General features: G+C 30.7%; 17 protein-coding genes. 3 read left to right on the forward strand and 14 right to left on the reverse strand.

The annotated features are described in order from the left end of the window. The first annotated feature begins 193 nt into the window (after window positions 1–193). Window positions 194–940, forward strand: coding sequence for a poly-gamma-glutamate hydrolase family protein (locus SOJ_RS00450; RefSeq protein WP_002506076.1), 747 nt, complete (start codon window positions 194–196; stop codon window positions 938–940). A gap of 70 nt (window positions 941–1,010) precedes the next feature. Here SOJ_RS00450 and SOJ_RS00455 read toward each other — a convergent pair whose 3' ends face one another. The 6 genes from SOJ_RS00455 to SOJ_RS00480 form a co-directional block, all read right to left on the reverse strand. Then, window positions 1,011–2,900, reverse strand: coding sequence for a BglG family transcription antiterminator (locus tag SOJ_RS00455; protein ID WP_002506077.1), 1,890 nt, complete (start codon window positions 2,898–2,900; stop codon window positions 1,011–1,013). A gap of 42 nt (window positions 2,901–2,942) precedes the next feature. Beyond that, complete coding sequence (locus SOJ_RS00460; RefSeq protein WP_002506078.1) at window positions 2,943–4,322, reverse strand: glycoside hydrolase family 1 protein; 1,380 nt, start codon at window positions 4,320–4,322, stop codon at window positions 2,943–2,945. 12 nt (window positions 4,323–4,334) lie between these two features. After that, window positions 4,335–4,649 carry a PTS lactose/cellobiose transporter subunit IIA gene (locus SOJ_RS00465; RefSeq protein WP_002506079.1) on the reverse strand — a complete coding sequence of 105 codons (315 nt, stop codon included), beginning with the start codon at window positions 4,647–4,649 and terminating at the stop codon, window positions 4,335–4,337. A 6-nt stretch (window positions 4,650–4,655) separates the two neighbouring features. After that, entirely contained in the window at window positions 4,656–5,951 is a 1,296-nt protein-coding gene (gene celB, locus SOJ_RS00470) for a PTS cellobiose transporter subunit IIC (RefSeq protein WP_002506080.1), read from the reverse strand. Window positions 5,952–5,960: 9 nt separating this feature from the next. Further along, the gene (locus SOJ_RS00475) at window positions 5,961–6,275 is read right to left on the reverse strand and encodes a PTS sugar transporter subunit IIB (protein ID WP_002506081.1); all 315 of its coding nucleotides are present in this window, start codon (window positions 6,273–6,275) and stop codon (window positions 5,961–5,963) included. Window positions 6,276–6,490: 215 nt separating this feature from the next. Beyond that, window positions 6,491–6,730 carry a hypothetical protein gene (locus SOJ_RS00480; protein WP_002506082.1) on the reverse strand — a complete coding sequence of 80 codons (240 nt, stop codon included), beginning with the start codon at window positions 6,728–6,730 and terminating at the stop codon, window positions 6,491–6,493. 144 nt (window positions 6,731–6,874) lie between these two features. Here SOJ_RS00480 and SOJ_RS00485 point away from each other — a divergent pair, with 144 nt between their 5' ends. Then, a complete protein-coding gene (locus SOJ_RS00485; RefSeq protein WP_002506083.1) occupies window positions 6,875–7,078 on the forward strand; it encodes a hypothetical protein in 204 nt (67 codons plus the stop codon). Window positions 7,079–7,231: 153 nt separating this feature from the next. Here the strand turns inward: SOJ_RS00485 and SOJ_RS00490 are convergent, their stop codons facing one another. The 5 genes from SOJ_RS00490 to rpsF form a co-directional block, all read right to left on the reverse strand. Beyond that, window positions 7,232–8,533, reverse strand: a complete 1,302-nt coding sequence (locus tag SOJ_RS00490) for a peptidoglycan recognition protein family protein (protein WP_002506084.1) — start codon at window positions 8,531–8,533, stop codon at window positions 7,232–7,234. Window positions 8,534–8,749: 216 nt separating this feature from the next. Beyond that, a complete protein-coding gene (locus SOJ_RS00495) occupies window positions 8,750–8,938 on the reverse strand; it encodes a hypothetical protein (RefSeq protein WP_002506085.1) in 189 nt (62 codons plus the stop codon). Window positions 8,939–9,233: 295 nt separating this feature from the next. Further along, window positions 9,234–9,476 (reverse strand): 30S ribosomal protein S18, encoded by a 243-nt coding sequence (gene rpsR / locus SOJ_RS00500; RefSeq protein ID WP_002506086.1) that lies wholly within the window; start codon window positions 9,474–9,476, stop codon window positions 9,234–9,236. 51 nt (window positions 9,477–9,527) lie between these two features. Beyond that, entirely contained in the window at window positions 9,528–10,061 is a 534-nt protein-coding gene (ssb, locus tag SOJ_RS00505; RefSeq protein ID WP_002506087.1) for a single-stranded DNA-binding protein, read from the reverse strand. Between the two features lie 19 nt (window positions 10,062–10,080). Continuing rightward, the gene (rpsF, locus tag SOJ_RS00510) at window positions 10,081–10,386 is read right to left on the reverse strand and encodes a 30S ribosomal protein S6 (protein ID WP_002506088.1); all 306 of its coding nucleotides are present in this window, start codon (window positions 10,384–10,386) and stop codon (window positions 10,081–10,083) included. 403 nt (window positions 10,387–10,789) lie between these two features. On the opposite strand from rpsF, the gene SOJ_RS00515 reads away from it, so the two are divergent. Further along, a complete protein-coding gene (locus SOJ_RS00515) occupies window positions 10,790–11,584 on the forward strand; it encodes a GH25 family lysozyme (RefSeq protein ID WP_002506089.1) in 795 nt (264 codons plus the stop codon). Window positions 11,585–12,156: 572 nt separating this feature from the next. Here the strand turns inward: SOJ_RS00515 and ychF are convergent. From ychF to SOJ_RS00530, 3 genes are read right to left on the reverse strand one after another with little or no spacing between them, the layout of a single operon-like run. Beyond that, complete coding sequence (ychF, locus tag SOJ_RS00520) at window positions 12,157–13,254, reverse strand: redox-regulated ATPase YchF (RefSeq protein WP_002506090.1); 1,098 nt, start codon at window positions 13,252–13,254, stop codon at window positions 12,157–12,159. Then, a complete protein-coding gene (locus SOJ_RS00525) occupies window positions 13,254–13,469 on the reverse strand; it encodes a DUF951 domain-containing protein (protein ID WP_002506091.1) in 216 nt (71 codons plus the stop codon). Before SOJ_RS00525 ends, ychF begins: the two co-directional genes overlap by 1 nt. 21 nt (window positions 13,470–13,490) lie before the next feature. Continuing rightward, complete coding sequence (locus tag SOJ_RS00530) at window positions 13,491–14,375, reverse strand: mechanosensitive ion channel family protein (RefSeq protein WP_002506092.1); 885 nt, start codon at window positions 14,373–14,375, stop codon at window positions 13,491–13,493. Window positions 14,376–15,470: the final 1,095 nt, after the last annotated feature.

The raw sequence follows: 15,470 nt of genomic DNA on the forward strand, positions 1-15,470 counted from the left end.
AGGACATAAATATATCCCTCCGCCTCAATTATGAAAACATACAACTTACCTTAATCTAGCATGTTTTTCCCATAATAATTGTAAATAACTGTTAAGTCGTAAGTAATGTAATTGTAATCAACACATAACCTGTATAATCCATTAAGTTTGTTATACTTTTATAGCCACTAAATATGTATTACAGGAGACAATTATGAAAAGAATCTTCCACTTGTATTTATATTATTTAATTATGTTAGCTATCGTTGCCGCTATTTTACTTTCTTTATATTTTTTATATGTGTGGAAAAACGATCAGCCGCAAAATCAAGACTATTATAAGAATTTCGAAGAACTGAAAGCTGACACAAAAGAAGATCGTGATTGGCAAATCAATTCAAAAACGACAAATAACAAAGATATATTAGTTACTGCTATTCATGGTGGCGGTATTGAGCCTGGCACTTCCGAATTGGCAAAAATCATTTCTAAAAAAGGTAACTTTAATCTATATAGTTTTGAAGGTTTATTAAAATCGAATAATGCTAAATTGCATATTACTTCGACTCGTTTCGATGATCCCAAATTAAAAGACATGACGAGCAAATCTGATGAAACGGTGTCTATTCACGGCATTCGAGAAGATAAAAAAGTTGTCTACATTGGTGGTAAAGATAAAGATATGGCCAAATCTATACGTAAGGAATTAGAAAATGAAGATTTTAATGTTGAAAATAGCCCTGATTATGTAAATGGCGATTCCAGCCAAAATATCATTAATAAAAATGATACAGGCTCAGGTGTTCAACTTGAGATTTCAACAGAATATCGTAAGTTATTTTTTGAGGACGATGAGCTTGGTCGCTCCACGAGAGAAAATCCAAATGATTACAGACAATCCATCTACGACTTTGCTGAAGCTGTTACAAAGGGCGTAAAAGAGCAAACAACAAAAGATTAGCAATAAAAAATCCAGGAAGTCTACCTTAATTAGAGTAGTTTTCTGGATTTTTATTGTTTTAAATTCATTATTAATAAATATCAAAGTACGTTTCTTTTAAATCTTTTTCATTTGACTGATTTAATAATTCTACTACTGAACTAAAATCATTAATAATATGACTAATCCTTTTGAAAATAGGTTCCATATCAACTGTTGTTTGTGATTTTAAACCTAAACAAAAGACAAGTTGAACATCTTTGTCCCGCCATTGAATAGGTTTGTCTAATTTAACTATATAAATAAAAGATTGTTTAGCAGACGGTGTAACAGGATGAGGAACAGCGATAAGGTTACCATAAGCCGTAGTAGCTACTTCTTCTCGTTCATTAACTTTTTCAAAAAAGTCTGATTTTATATAATGCAATGCTTTTAAATCAGACTCAATTTCTGATAATAATTCATCTTTGCTTTCAACATTACTTTTAATCGCAAAAAGTTCAATTAACTTTTCTTTTTGTCCTACATTGTAGTTATCTATAAATTTTTTCAAGTTTAAAATATCTACATCAGTTAAAATTGTATTTACATAAATGACAGGTACAGAGAAATCTTTTTCCAGAGGAATTGTTGATATTATTAAATCTGTTCCTTGCAATTTATGTTCACTTAACTCATACAATTGTAATGAATTGGTTGTCGTGATTTCGTTACTAAAGTTTTCAATCAATTTATATTTTATTAGCTGTGAACTAGCCAAACCAGATGCACAAACAATAGTTGTATTGATTTTGTTATCCAGATTGTTCGGTTTTTTCAAAGCCAATTCAAAATGCAAAGCAAGGTAACCAATTTCACTTTCAGAAATTCTTATTTTGTATACTTCTTCAATTACTTTACTTCCTACTAAAGCGATATCAAATGAAAATGGATAGTTCTTTTTAATTTCTGCTAATAATGGATTTCTGATATTCATTTTATATTTATATCTCGTAATAGAAGTAGATAAATGTAAGCTTAGATTATTTCTCAATTCTTCTTCATCTGTTAAATCTAAGTGAAACACTTGTTTTATTCTTCTTAAAATATGCTCTATCAACATATTTAATTCTTTATTTTCATGAATATTAGCGTTTTCTGAAATAAGACCTGACGTTAATATATGTGTCCAAATATATTGTTTTTCTTTAGTAGGTAATTGGATATTAAAATTGCATTCTATCATTTCTACTAACTGCTTAAAAAATTGATTAACATCTTCACTCGTTTTCGTATAGCCATTAAATATATTACCTTCATCTTTAATAATGAGTTTATGTTCAACCCTAAACAGTGCTATATATATATGAACAACCAAATTTTCTAATTTCACATCAGGTATTGTAATGTTAAATCGATTGATTATTCCGATAATTTTATTTTTAAGTACATTTATTTCTTCGCTATCAAAAAGCTCATCCATAGATAACGGATCTAATAAAAACTCTGCAATCGCATATCTTTTCTGAAATTCATGTCCATCTATTTTCAACCCATGATATGGGCTTGTTATCAGATTCAAATCATGTTTTTCTAACTGTTCTCGTATCATTTTCAAGTCTTTCTTTATAGTCGTATCACTTACAAACATTCGCTCACTTAAATCGTCAATCTTTACATAGTTATCCAGTACAAGTAATTGACTAAATATATATCTAACTCTACTATCTTGATTATTAAAATTGAGAAGCTCATCTTTTAAATATTGATCATTTAGGAATAAATTGAATTTTTCTTTATTTTTTATTATCAATTTATATCCCACTGATTTCTTAGAAAAAATATAAAATCCAAATTCTTTTTCTGATTCATTTAATTCTTTCAAATCATTTCTAACTGTTCTAGGAGAAACACTCAAACTTTTACCTATAAACTCCCCAGAAATATAGGTGCTTGAATAATTATACATAAGCCGTATAATTTTTAAAGTTCTTTTGTTCATTCCCTCACTCCAATTACCTTACACTTTAGTATTGATTATATATTATAATTCAAACATGTTTTCCTCTGATAATTTTTTAAACCAATACCCACTCTTTTTAATTGTACGTGCTTGCGTATTAATGTCCACAGAAATAAATCCATATCTATTTTTATAGGCATTCATCCAAGACCAATTATCCATAAATGTCCACATATGGTAACCTTTACAATTTGCACCTTCTTTAATAGCTTTATTAAGCCAATACAAATGATCTTTCAAAAATTCGATTCTATAATCATCTTGTATTTGATTGTTTTCTATAAACCTTGCTTCATTTTCTACGCCCATTCCATTTTCAGAAATAAATGAAGTAATATTGCCATAGTTATTTTGTAAGTTTTTCATGATATCATAGATACCTTCTGGATAAATTTCCCAACCTCTATAAGGGTTCATTTTTCTGCCTGGCATTTCATAATTATCAAAATAAAATTCTGGGGTGAATGGCGAATTAGGGTTAGGTATATTTTCTTTAGCTTTAACACGTCTAGGTAAATAATAATTTACGCCTAATAAATCTACTGTATTATGTTTTATGATTTCCAAGTCTTCACTCTTATAAAAAGGCATTAAATCCTGTGCTTTGATCATTTCTACTAATTGTTCTGGAAAAGTACCTTTTGTAGCAGGATCTAGAAAACTCTTATTAAAAAATAAATCTGCTATTAATGCAGCTTTTTTATCTTCTTCATTTTCACTTCTTGGATAAGAAGGTGTTAAGTTCAACACTATGCCTATTTCTCCGTTATAGTCCTGTTCTTTAAATAACTTGATTGTTTTAGCATTTGCTAATATCGTATTAAAAGCATATTGAAAACCTCTTTTGGCATCATTGATATCAGGATAATGGAAATTATATAAATAGCCTCCTTCAACTGGCACAATCGGCTCGTTAAACGTAAACCATTTTTTCACTCTATCACCATATAAATCAAAGCATTTTTGTGCATAAGCAACATAATTATCGACAACTTCTCTCGATTCAAATCCTCCTTTATTTTGTTGTTTCATAGGCATATCAAAGTGATATAAATTAACAAAAGGCTCAATGTCATTAGCTATTAATTCATTAATGACATTATTATAAAATTCAACTGCGTTTTCGTTTATATTTCCTGTATCTTGATTTATCATCCTTGTCCAAGAAATGGATAAACGAAACGAATTATGGCCTGTTTCTTTCATCAGTTTAATATCTTCTTTATATGTGTTATAAAAATTCGATGTGACATCTGGTCCAACATTATCATAAAATCGATTTGGTTCTTTTTCATACCAGTAATCCCATATGGATTGTTCAGTAATAGATTTCGTTCCTTCAGTTTGTGTCGCACTTGCCGCACTGCCCCACCAAAAATCTTTCGGAAAAGTAATTTTCATAAAAGTTCTCTCCTATCTGTTTGCTTTTATTTCTTGATAAATATCGATGATTTCGTTTGCCATATCTTTTATTGTTAGTGCATTCATTAAATGATCTTGTGAATGTATAAGTATTAAATTTAATTGATAATCTTTTCCTTGCGCTTCTTCTTGCAATAAACTTGTTTGAAAATTATGCGCCTTATTTATTTCTTGCTCTGCTTCTTTCATTTTTTCCTTAGCAGTCTCGAAATCATTTTCTTTCACATATTGAATTGCTTCCATTGCACTTGACCTACCATTTCCAGCTAGCAAGATAATTTGGAATGCTATTTCTGTATTATCCATGATATATTACTCCTCACTCTTTGATTTTTCTTGTTCTTTTCTAAAATAACCATTGTCCAATACTTTAAAGAATGGTAACCAAATTAAGAACGTAACAATTAAATTAAATAGCTGTAATACTGCACCTTGCCAAGCGTTTCCTGTAGCTAAATATCCGCTTATGAAAATAGGAGTTGTCCAAGGAACAATGACGCCAGAAGGTTTAGGTACCAATCCTAATCCCATAGAAAAATAAGTTATTATAGTTACTACTACTGGAGCAATAATCCATGGTACAAGTATAATTGGATTCATTATTACTGGTAATCCAAATAATATCGGTTCGTTTACATTGAAAATAGAAGCTGGGGCGCCTAACTTCCCAATTTCTTTGTTTTGTTGACTTCTGGAAACAATAAATATCAATATAATGACTACCATTGTGCCACCAGTACCGCCCATGCCTACTAAGAATGTATCTATAAATTGTTTGGTAATAATATTAGGCAAGTCTTGATTTGCTTTAAATGCCTCTAAATTTTCGTTATTCAAAGAATACCAAATTGGATCAAATACTGTATTTACAATGATTTGGCCATGTAATCCGAAAAACCAAAATATTTGTATTAAAAGTACTGCAATAATTGTAGCCGTTAATCCGCTACCTAATTCTGTTAATGGTTGTTGCAAAATTGTATAAATAAAGTTTTGTAATGTATCGAAAGGTGTAAAAGAAATTAATATTCTAACGATTAATATCACCGAAAGTGTTACCGAAATAGGAATTAAAGCACTGAATGATTTGGCCACTTGAGTTGGTACACCATTAGGCATTTTAATTGTTATCTCTTTCTGACATAGATAACTGTAAATTTCACACGAAATAATAGACACAAAAATACCTAAGAACATACCTTTTGCCCCTAAAATCTCGACCGGTATGACGCCTTCCGTTTTTTCAAAAACTTGAGGTGTTAAAATCAAAACACTACTTAATGCTGTTACAGCGCCATAAATACCTTCAAATCCATTTTTCTCTGTCAGCTTATAACCAATACCTATAATTACATATAGCCCCATTATAGAGAGCGTGGACTCTGAAGCTGGTCCAACCATAGCTTGCCAAGCCGAAAATTGTGATTCAGATAATATTTTTTCTAAAAATGGAAAATTGGCTATTACAATAAAAATTGAACCAAAAATAATTAAAGGTAAAGCAACCATAAATCCATCTCTTAAACTCGAAAGATACTTATTGTTATTCAAGTTATCTGCAATTGGTAATAATATATCTTCTAGTTTTTCCATAAATTTATTTTCCATATGGTTTCACTACTTTCCTATTAAATTTAGTGATTGCTTTAATACACCATCACCATCAATACGCCCATATGCAACAGTATCAATAATATCAATAGGAATTTCGATATTGTTTTCTTTAGCGTATTTTTCAAATTTTCGCTTCATGAATCTCATTTGCGGACCAATTAATAACACGTCATAGTTATCTAATTTTGAAAAAGCATTATCACTTGATACTGCTTCAATGTTAACTTCAATATCAGCACTTTCTGCTGCCTCTTTCATCTTGGTAACTAATAAACTTGTAGACATCCCTGCGGAACATGATAATAAAATATTTTTCATATAAATCATCCCTTCTGTTTGTTTATCAAACTATACTATGTATGCGCTTACACATTAATGGACAATTTTTCCTTTACTATAGGAAAATGAGTTTAATAATCTAGAAAGATTATATTATCTTGGTGTTTTGTTTATATAACTTTAAAGAGTAAAAGTATTATAAAAACCGTTTTACTATCAGAAATAGTAAAACGGTTAAGGGTTTAAACTTTTCATTATTTTATTTTTTTCAAAAGAAAGGATGCTAAAGCACAGATAATTGTCACCCAAAGTAGGATACTAAATACGATAGCATTGCTCCCACTTATTGTGATACCCGTATTAAAATTTCCGTTAGGGTCACTTTCTATATAGAAATTTGCGCCAAATACAAATAGTAAGGCAATAAAAGATACAATGCCAACTACATCAAACAATAATTTAATATAAGGATATTTAATATTTTTAGCTATCATGTAACCACTCCTTACTTTAGTTTTATTCACTGTCCTAAATTAAAAAGCTACTATACTTCTATTTAATTTTAATATATCATAAAAAATTTAATTGTGATATTATATTACTTAATTGTTTTTTGATTTTTTAAGGGGTCATTTACTATGGAGTTAATAGTTGCCATCATAGTTGGTTTACTTATAGGATTTTATTATCATAAGAAAAAGAAGTATTTGACTGTAAAAGATTGGTTTTTTGGCTTATTCATTATTCTAATAGCTGTAATTATAACTAGTGGTTTTATGCACATAGATGATTTAGTAGCAGGTTTTCAAGATGGTATAAAAGAAGACGTAGACCTAAAATAAATTTGCACCTAAAACTACCTAAGAAAACAACATGGGTCGAAAACTACAGGATAAGTACGGCTCCTACTCAAGTGAGTCTAAAAATATGAAATAGCTGTTAGATATCGCAAAGATACCTAACAGCTATTTTTCAATTAACTGAACATTCCAAGGCTATTTTATTTTTAAAATTTGTCCTGTTTTAATGCTATTTGAATCTAGATTATTATCGGATTTTATTTTACTTACTGTTGTATCTTGTTCTTTAGCGATACTATACAAGGTATCATCTTTTTCAACGGTATATGTTTTAACTAAGTAGAGTGTTTGCCCTTTACTGATATTATTCGTTTCAAGATTATTCCATTTTTTGAGATCTTCAATACTCACTTTGCTTCTTTTAGAAATATTGTATAAAGTGTCACCCTCGACTACTTTATGTGTATCACCTGAAATACTATCGTCATTACTATCAGGATCCGTCAATTTCAATGTTTGACCGACGGATAGTGTATTATCGTTTAAGTCATTCCATTTTTTAATATTATCAATTGTTACGCCACTTCTCTTAGAGATACTATACAATGTATCGCCTTTAACCACTTTATAAGTAGAACCTGTAATGGCATCATCATCTTCGCCACCTAATTCTTTATAGTGTTTCTGAACTAAACTATAAAATTGATTCATGTTATAGCCCCATTGGTTAAAATAACCTACAGGGTCAGTATGGTTTGTCCCACCCCAGTATTGACTAACTGCATTATGACTAATAATTGTTCCAGTTCCTTGATTATTATCTGCAAGTGAAGGTTGTAGTCCGTTTTGTTTTAACATTTTAGCAGTCAAATAAGCTTGGTTGTTCACAGACTTAGCAAAACCATCAAATGTGTTAGATCTTGTTAATTCTATTTGATAAAAATATGGGTTAGCATTCGCTCCGGCGCCCCATGCTAAATAGTCGCTTGGCGCTGTTTGTATAATTTTGTCGCTACCTGCATATGCGTGAACAAAGGCATTATTGTAGTTATTATACATGTAATTTACTTCACCATCGATTGTACTATTAGGGTTTGCAGTTTCATGAATAACGACACCGATGAATTTCCCTGATTTATAATTATATTTTGGTAAATTATTCATACGAGAATCTTGCACTATTTTTGCAGGTTCTATGTTGTTATTGTCTATGTATGTATTAACGTCTTGGTACGCTCTATTTGCAAATGTACTCATTTCTACTGAATTATGTTCTGCAACTTTATCATGTAACTTCAAATCCCCTGCCGTTAACTGTTCTTTCAAAGCTTGCGGACTCATTTTTTGTGCTTTTTCAAAATCTATTGCCTTACTTGTATTTTCATTTTTAGTTTCTTCTGCACTCTTATTAGAATTATCTTCTTGTGCGGTTGCAACTGTACTACTTAACAATAAACTTGTAGCTAACATTAATGACAAACTTACCCTATACTTCATAACACCATCTCCTATTTCAAATATTTAAAAACACGACACTATATAAATATCCATTCCTTGCACAACACCTTATTGTCTCATCTTATAATATTATAAGATTATTTACAAAACATAGTTTTATTTTATGCTATTATTTTAAATGTTTTTATATAGTCATAATCATTATTTTGATTTTCGCACAAAAAAGCTACTACCTTAAAAGGCAGCAGCTCATATTCAAATGTCCATAATCACACTAGATAAAATAGCAACCAATGCGACTACAAGTACCAATACTAAAAGTGAATCAATTCGTTTTTGGTTACGTTCATTCATAGGTTTTCTAAATTCTTTTAATGCGAAAAATCCTGTAATTAATACAATGACTAGACACAATAAATGAAATACCAACGCTAATATTTCCATTATCATCACTCCAAACTTGAAATAATTAAGTTTGTTGCTTTAAATCTTCTTATATTATTTAGGCTTTTCATGTACAAAGCCTTCCCGATTCGATATGTTACGATTTATATTTCACAGTTACAAAAAACAAAGATTAATTTATATTCTTTTTATTCAATTACCCCTTTTTCGACGATTAGAAACAAATATCACTCGTTCATCTAGCATATGTAATAATAAAATTCTCCACTATAATTAACACTACAAAAATAACCCCGTAAGCCTAAGTTTACGGGGTTTTCAAATACAATATCTATTATTGTTCTTCTTTAACATATGGTAATAATGCCATATGACGAGAACGTTTAATAGCTAATGTCAACATACGTTGATATTTAGCTGAAGTACCTGTTACACGACGTGGTAAAATTTTACCGCGTTCTGAGATAAAACGTTTTAATAAGTCTGTGTCTTTATAGTCGATGTGTGTAATTCCGTTTGCTGTGAAATAACAAACTTTTTTACGACGACGTCCGCCTCTTCTTGGTCCACCTGCCATGGTAACTGCCTCCCTTTTTATGATATTTTCTTATTTATATACGCTATATAATTAGAATGGTAAGTCATCATCACTAATATCAATTGGTCCGTTTGCATTTGCAAATGGATTATCCGATTGATTATTTTTGTTTGATGAATTGTTGTTATAATTATTGTTGTTGTTTTGGTTATTGTTTTGATAAGATGACGTATTTTGACCTGATTGTTGTCCGCCAAAGTTTTGGAAATTATTATTTCCTTCTTGGGCATGACGTTGGTTTTGGTTTTTAGGTTCAAGGAATTGAACACTATCACAAACCACTTCAGTTACAAATATACGACGTCCTTCTTGGTTTTCGTAGCTACGTGATTGAATGCGACCGTCAACGCCAGCTAAACTACCTTTGAATAAGTAGTTATTAACATTATCTGCTTGTTTTCTAAAAACGACACAGTTAATGAAATCTGCTTCGCGTTCCCCTTGCGCATTTGTAAACGTACGGTTTACTGCTAGAGTAAAAGTCGCAACACTCACGCCTGAGGGTGTTGTTCTATATTCTGGATCTTTCGTTAAACGACCGACTAAAACAACTCTATTTATCATTTAAACGAACCCCCAATTATTATTTTTTAGTCTTATCTTCGTCTGCACGAATTACGATATAACGGATGATATCATCGTTGATTTTAGCTAAACGTTGGAATTCATCAGTAGCTTCATTGTCTTCAGCTTGGATACGTACTAAGTTGTAATAACCTTCACTGAAATCATTAATTTCATAAGCTAAACGACGTTTACCCCAATCTTTAACTTCTAAATCCTCTGATCCGTTAGAAGATAAAATACCGTTGAAACGTTCAACGACAGCTTTTTTAGCATCTTCTTCAATGTTCGGACGAACGATGTACATAACTTCATATGTTCTCATTTATAATTGCACCTCCTTGTGGTCTATGCGGCTCATCATCATATGTGATAAGCAAGGAATAATTTTCATTACTCACAATCAAGAATTATAGCACAGCGCATTACATTTTACAATGGTTATTGTACTGCTATAATCTAAAAAATATCAAAATGTTTCATATGAAACATGCTGTACAGTCACAATAAAATGCCTTTCAAATTTCTTGCAAAACGCTTTATGCTGATATTTAATATTTAAATTCTAAATAAAATTAATATTAATAAAAAAATTGATTATATAAAATATATGGTTGATAAATCTTTTTAATTCTAATAGCATACAATTTGAGTTCGTTTTTTATAATTATAAACTTATTTAGCACCTAGCATTTTCAAAATATTAATTACATATAAAGGAGAATATTATGGTTTCAGTAATCAAAAAAGGTTTAGTCACTGCAAGTGTATTATTTGCATCAACGTTAGCAATGAACGCAGCACACGCCGCTGGAGATACATCAAACCAAAAAGGAACGATGGGGTATGGCTATCAACAATACATTGAAAAACACCCTGAAAAATCATCCAAACAAAGTTCAAGTGAAGTACAATCTGAAGCAAGCACAACACAATCTGGCGAACGTGTTCTAGACATTTCAGAATGGCAAGGCGACTTAACTGAACAAGAAGTTATAGACCTTAAAGCTAATTACGACTTCATCATCATTCGTGCTCAATACGGCTCTGAAAAAGTGGATGCTTCATTGGAACACAATTCAGCTTTATTAGACAAACACGGCTTGGACTTTGGCGTATATTCTTATAGTATGTATGAAAATCCTGAAGATGCACGCTACGAAGCTCAAACATTATACAACCGTGCACCTAAAGCTAGCTTTTACATCAATGATTTTGAACAAGATACAGTCACTTCAGGTACTTCAGAAGAAAGTACATCAGCATGGTATGATGAAATGAAAAGTTTAGCTGGTAACAAGAAAGTACTATTCTATTCTTATGAAAATTTCATGAAGGAACATGCTTCAGAATCAGTAGGTGAATATGACGGTTATTGGATCGCTAACTACAATCCTGGCCAACCTACTAGTGAACATGTCTTATGGCAATATACTGATAGTTACGCATCACCTGAGCTAGATCAAAATGTCGATGCAAACTACACTGGTCCAGGTGTCGATACATCATGGTTCACAACTTAAATTGATATACTTTAAAAATATATTAGTCGAAGATTACATGCTGACGTGCACAAACTAATGCCAATGTCGACACTCTGAGACAATCTCTATAATAGAGATTGTCTTTTTTTAAAGCGTTAATTGAATATACTCTAATTTTATTGTAAGAAAAAAGACCAAACAACACGATTGGTTGTCCGGCCTCTTATATATTTAAATTCAACGTTATAAGTCGTTAAATTAAAATGTATTTTGATTGGGTGTTAAAGAATCATAACCTTTAGATTTGCTAACATATGATGCACCCCCTTGAAGTGTCTAAATACAGACTAACATAAAACAAATTCCAATAAAATCATTTTGCGACCAAAAACAATATATTTACTAAAAGTTAACTTTATTTTTACATAAATTAATTATTTAATGTAAAATTCAATTGATTGTGCTTTTATTCACTAAATATTCTATCCTACTGTTCCCTATTTTAACTTTATATAATTGTGTAAAATTCCACAAAATACACATTGTAGTTTTAGACAAAATAAAAAAGCCTTCTCATCACTATTTTGTAATGAGAAGACTTCATGCTTATCTTACACGTTAAATCTAAAGTGTACGACGTCGCCATCTTTCATAATATATTCTTTACCTTCTAAGCGCTGTTTCCCAGCATCTTTGGCACCATTTTCGCCATTGAATTCAACGTAATCATCGTAGCTTGTTACTTCGGCACGGATAAAACCACGCTCAAAGTCTGTATGAATAATACCCGCACACTGTGGCGCTGTCATACCTGAGATGAACGTCCATGCACGTACTTCTTGAACACCTGCAGTAAAGTACGTTGCTAAACCAAGTAAGTCGTATGTTGTACGAATTAAACGATCTAAACCAGGTTCTTCAATACCTAAGTCTTCTAAGAACATTTCTCTATCTTCATCTTCAAGCGTTGCAATTTCTTCTTCAATCTTAGCGCTAATTACGATAACTTCTGAATCTTCTTTGCTTGCATACTCACGAATTAATTTAACTTTTTCGTTATCTTCATCGCCAATTTCATCTTCGCCTACATTAGCAATATATAACATTTCTTTAGAAGTTAATAACTGTGCTTGATTTACAAATTTTTGATCTTCATCATTAAATTCAAGGCTACGAACAGGATTTCCTTCTTCTAATGCTTCTTTAATTCTTGCTAAAATGCGAGCTTCATTCACTGCATCTTTATCTTTTTGTTTCGCCATTTTTTCTGCTTTTGGCAAACGTTTTTCAACAGATTCTAAATCTGCCAATACTAATTCCATATTGATTACTTCGATATCATCAACTGGGTCTACGCGTCCTGAAACATGTGTCACATTATCATCGTCAAATGCACGTACTACTTGGCAAATTGCATCTACTTCTCGAATATGTGATAAGAATTTATTACCAAGTCCTTCACCTTTAGAAGCCCCTTTAACGATTCCAGCGATATCTGTGAATTCAAATGTTGTTGGGATGGTTTTCTTTGGTTGTACCATTTCTGTTAATTTATTTAATCTGCTGTCTGGCACTTCTACGATACCTACGTTAGGATCGATTGTCGCGAACGGATAATTCGCTGCCAGTGCACCTGCTTTTGTGATTGCATTGAAAAGTGTAGACTTACCTACGTTGGGCAAACCAACTATACCTGCTGTTAAAGCCATTATTCATTCTCCTTATTTTCAGTATCTTGATGAGATACTAATATTTTTTTTAGTTTTTTATTAAAAGTTTGTCTTGGGATCATAATACTTCTTTGACAGTTTTCACATTTTATCCGGATGTCTGCACCTACACGAATGATTTTAAAACAATTCGTGCCACACGCATGTTGTTTTTTCATCTCTACAATATCATTTAAACCGTAATTTGATGTCATTCTGTCACACCTCCGAACATCTTATGCATTATTTTGTTGATTCGCGTCGTATTGTACCATCATAGGTTTCGGTATTTGAATCTCATGCTTTTTAAATAATTTTAAAATCTCTTTTCTTAAAATACGTGCACCTGAAAAACCTTCTCCAGGTATCGTTTCAGCAGAAATCCACAGTGTAATTTCATCTCTTGTAATGGAATTAATACCAATCACTTCTGGATTTGATATAAATAAATAATATTTAGAACGCATTGTTTCAAAATGTTCGACTAATATCTCTTCTACTTTATCTATATCTTCTTCTACGGAAACCGGTATTTCTACCATTGACTCACCATTCGTTACTGAGTAGTTTGTAATTTCACCCACACTACCATTAGGTAATGTTGTTAGCTCGCCCGTAATCGTATTAATTCGCATCGAACGTAAACCAATTGACTGTACTGTACCTTCCGCAACGGTAGTACCACTACTATTGATTTTAACATAATCTCCTACATCAAATTGATTTTCAAAAATAATGAAGAAACCAGTGATAATATCTTTAACAATTGTTTGTGCGCCGAAACCAACTGCTAAACCAACAACACCAGCACTAGCAATAATGCCTCCAACGCTTATACCAAACTTACTTAAGATTGTAGTCAATACGATAAACCATACCACATATGCTACTACGTTTTGAACTAATGCTATTAAAGTTTTAGAACGTTTTTTATTCGCCTTTTTACCTCTATTTTGTATTTTAAAGAATTGTGCTATTCCTTTATTTATAAAATGTAAGACAATCCAAGCCACAATGATATAAACAATAATCATGATGATATTCGATATCAATGTTTGATATGTCTCTGGCTTGGTTAATGGTTCAATTAATGAATAAAGGATGCTTTTAATTTGATCCAACTACACTTCCTCCTTAGCCATAACTCTATACCATTCTATTATAATCAATTTTTCTATGAAATAAATCCAACTTCAGCTTTAACTTCATAGAAAATTTTATAATTAAGAACAGTCGAAATATATTTTACAGAGACATAATTATTTTCTCTCACTAAAATAATTATAGACTTATATAGTTTATTAAAAATGTATCTGAAAGGATAGTTTTAAACCTTATATTGTACTTAAGCTTTAAAGGAGTTCTTTAATGAAGCTTTATATCAATAATCATTAAATTAATCGGATATTTCTAGTAATAGACTAATGATGCAATGATTAAAATTTGAAATTTCATTATAATATAACTTTTATGTATATCTTTAATCTTATTCCTAGTCATAAGATTGCCTACAGAACTTAAAAAATGGCAAAAGAAAAAGAACCATAATTAAAAATTATGATTCTTTAACACCCAATTTAGAATTATACTATAATACATACACAAAATTCAAGTGTTTTACATTTTATTTGTTAAATTTTCAAACAAACAAAATTCGCTACCTCCCAAATGTCTATAACTCTATTTAAATATATATAAATTTCATCAATCTCTTTTTACAATATTTAAAATACAACTAAATAAATATAAAATTACAATAAATTTAATATAATAACACTTGCGCATTAAATATAAACACTTAGGGATTTTTACCAATTTTTTATGTATTTATTATAATATTCATATAAAGGGGGGTGTATACAATGTTAGCAACTCTAGTAGAACAAATCCTTAACTTAGTATTAGACCAAGTAGAATAGCAATTACAAGATAGTATTTATGAAGGAGGGAATTGAAATGATCGAAAACATCGTTGAACTCATCTTCAAATCACTTTTAAAATAATCCTCGTAAATTTAGATTGAGACAATATTGCACTTTGTATAGCGTCTTGAACTATTAGGTTACATAACTTTTATAAGGAGGGGTATTATGCTAGGAGATATCGTACAAACAATTTTAGATTTAGTATCAAGTATTTTACCATTATAAGAACAAAACGTTAACGCTTAAGAACTCTAATTAAAGATTATGATTCTTTAACACCCAAATATATA

It is taken from the genome of Staphylococcus sp. OJ82, assembly GCF_000294465.1.
Lineage (GTDB): Bacteria > Bacillota > Bacilli > Staphylococcales > Staphylococcaceae > Staphylococcus > Staphylococcus equorum.

Bases quoted from the DNA above. Each gene is read 5' to 3' on its own strand.
- SOJ_RS00450 (WP_002506076.1), top strand. From the start codon at position 194: ATGAAAAGAATCTTCCACTTGTATTTATATTATTTAATTATGTTAGCT.
- SOJ_RS00455 (WP_002506077.1), bottom strand. From the start codon at position 2,900: ATGAACAAAAGAACTTTAAAAATTATACGGCTTATGTATAATTATTCA.
- SOJ_RS00460 (WP_002506078.1), bottom strand. From the start codon at position 4,322: ATGAAAATTACTTTTCCGAAAGATTTTTGGTGGGGCAGTGCGGCAAGT.
- SOJ_RS00465 (WP_002506079.1), bottom strand. From the start codon at position 4,649: ATGGATAATACAGAAATAGCATTCCAAATTATCTTGCTAGCTGGAAAT.
- celB (WP_002506080.1), bottom strand. From the start codon at position 5,951: ATGGAAAATAAATTTATGGAAAAACTAGAAGATATATTATTACCAATT.
- SOJ_RS00475 (WP_002506081.1), bottom strand. From the start codon at position 6,275: ATGAAAAATATTTTATTATCATGTTCCGCAGGGATGTCTACAAGTTTA.
- SOJ_RS00480 (WP_002506082.1), bottom strand. From the start codon at position 6,730: ATGATAGCTAAAAATATTAAATATCCTTATATTAAATTATTGTTTGAT.
- SOJ_RS00485 (WP_002506083.1), top strand. From the start codon at position 6,875: ATGGAGTTAATAGTTGCCATCATAGTTGGTTTACTTATAGGATTTTAT.
- SOJ_RS00490 (WP_002506084.1), bottom strand. From the start codon at position 8,533: ATGAAGTATAGGGTAAGTTTGTCATTAATGTTAGCTACAAGTTTATTG.
- SOJ_RS00495 (WP_002506085.1), bottom strand. From the start codon at position 8,938: ATGGAAATATTAGCGTTGGTATTTCATTTATTGTGTCTAGTCATTGTA.
- rpsR (WP_002506086.1), bottom strand. From the start codon at position 9,476: ATGGCAGGTGGACCAAGAAGAGGCGGACGTCGTCGTAAAAAAGTTTGT.
- ssb (WP_002506087.1), bottom strand. From the start codon at position 10,061: ATGATAAATAGAGTTGTTTTAGTCGGTCGTTTAACGAAAGATCCAGAA.
- rpsF (WP_002506088.1), bottom strand. From the start codon at position 10,386: ATGAGAACATATGAAGTTATGTACATCGTTCGTCCGAACATTGAAGAA.
- SOJ_RS00515 (WP_002506089.1), top strand. From the start codon at position 10,790: ATGGTTTCAGTAATCAAAAAAGGTTTAGTCACTGCAAGTGTATTATTT.
- ychF (WP_002506090.1), bottom strand. From the start codon at position 13,254: ATGGCTTTAACAGCAGGTATAGTTGGTTTGCCCAACGTAGGTAAGTCT.
- SOJ_RS00525 (WP_002506091.1), bottom strand. From the start codon at position 13,469: ATGACATCAAATTACGGTTTAAATGATATTGTAGAGATGAAAAAACAA.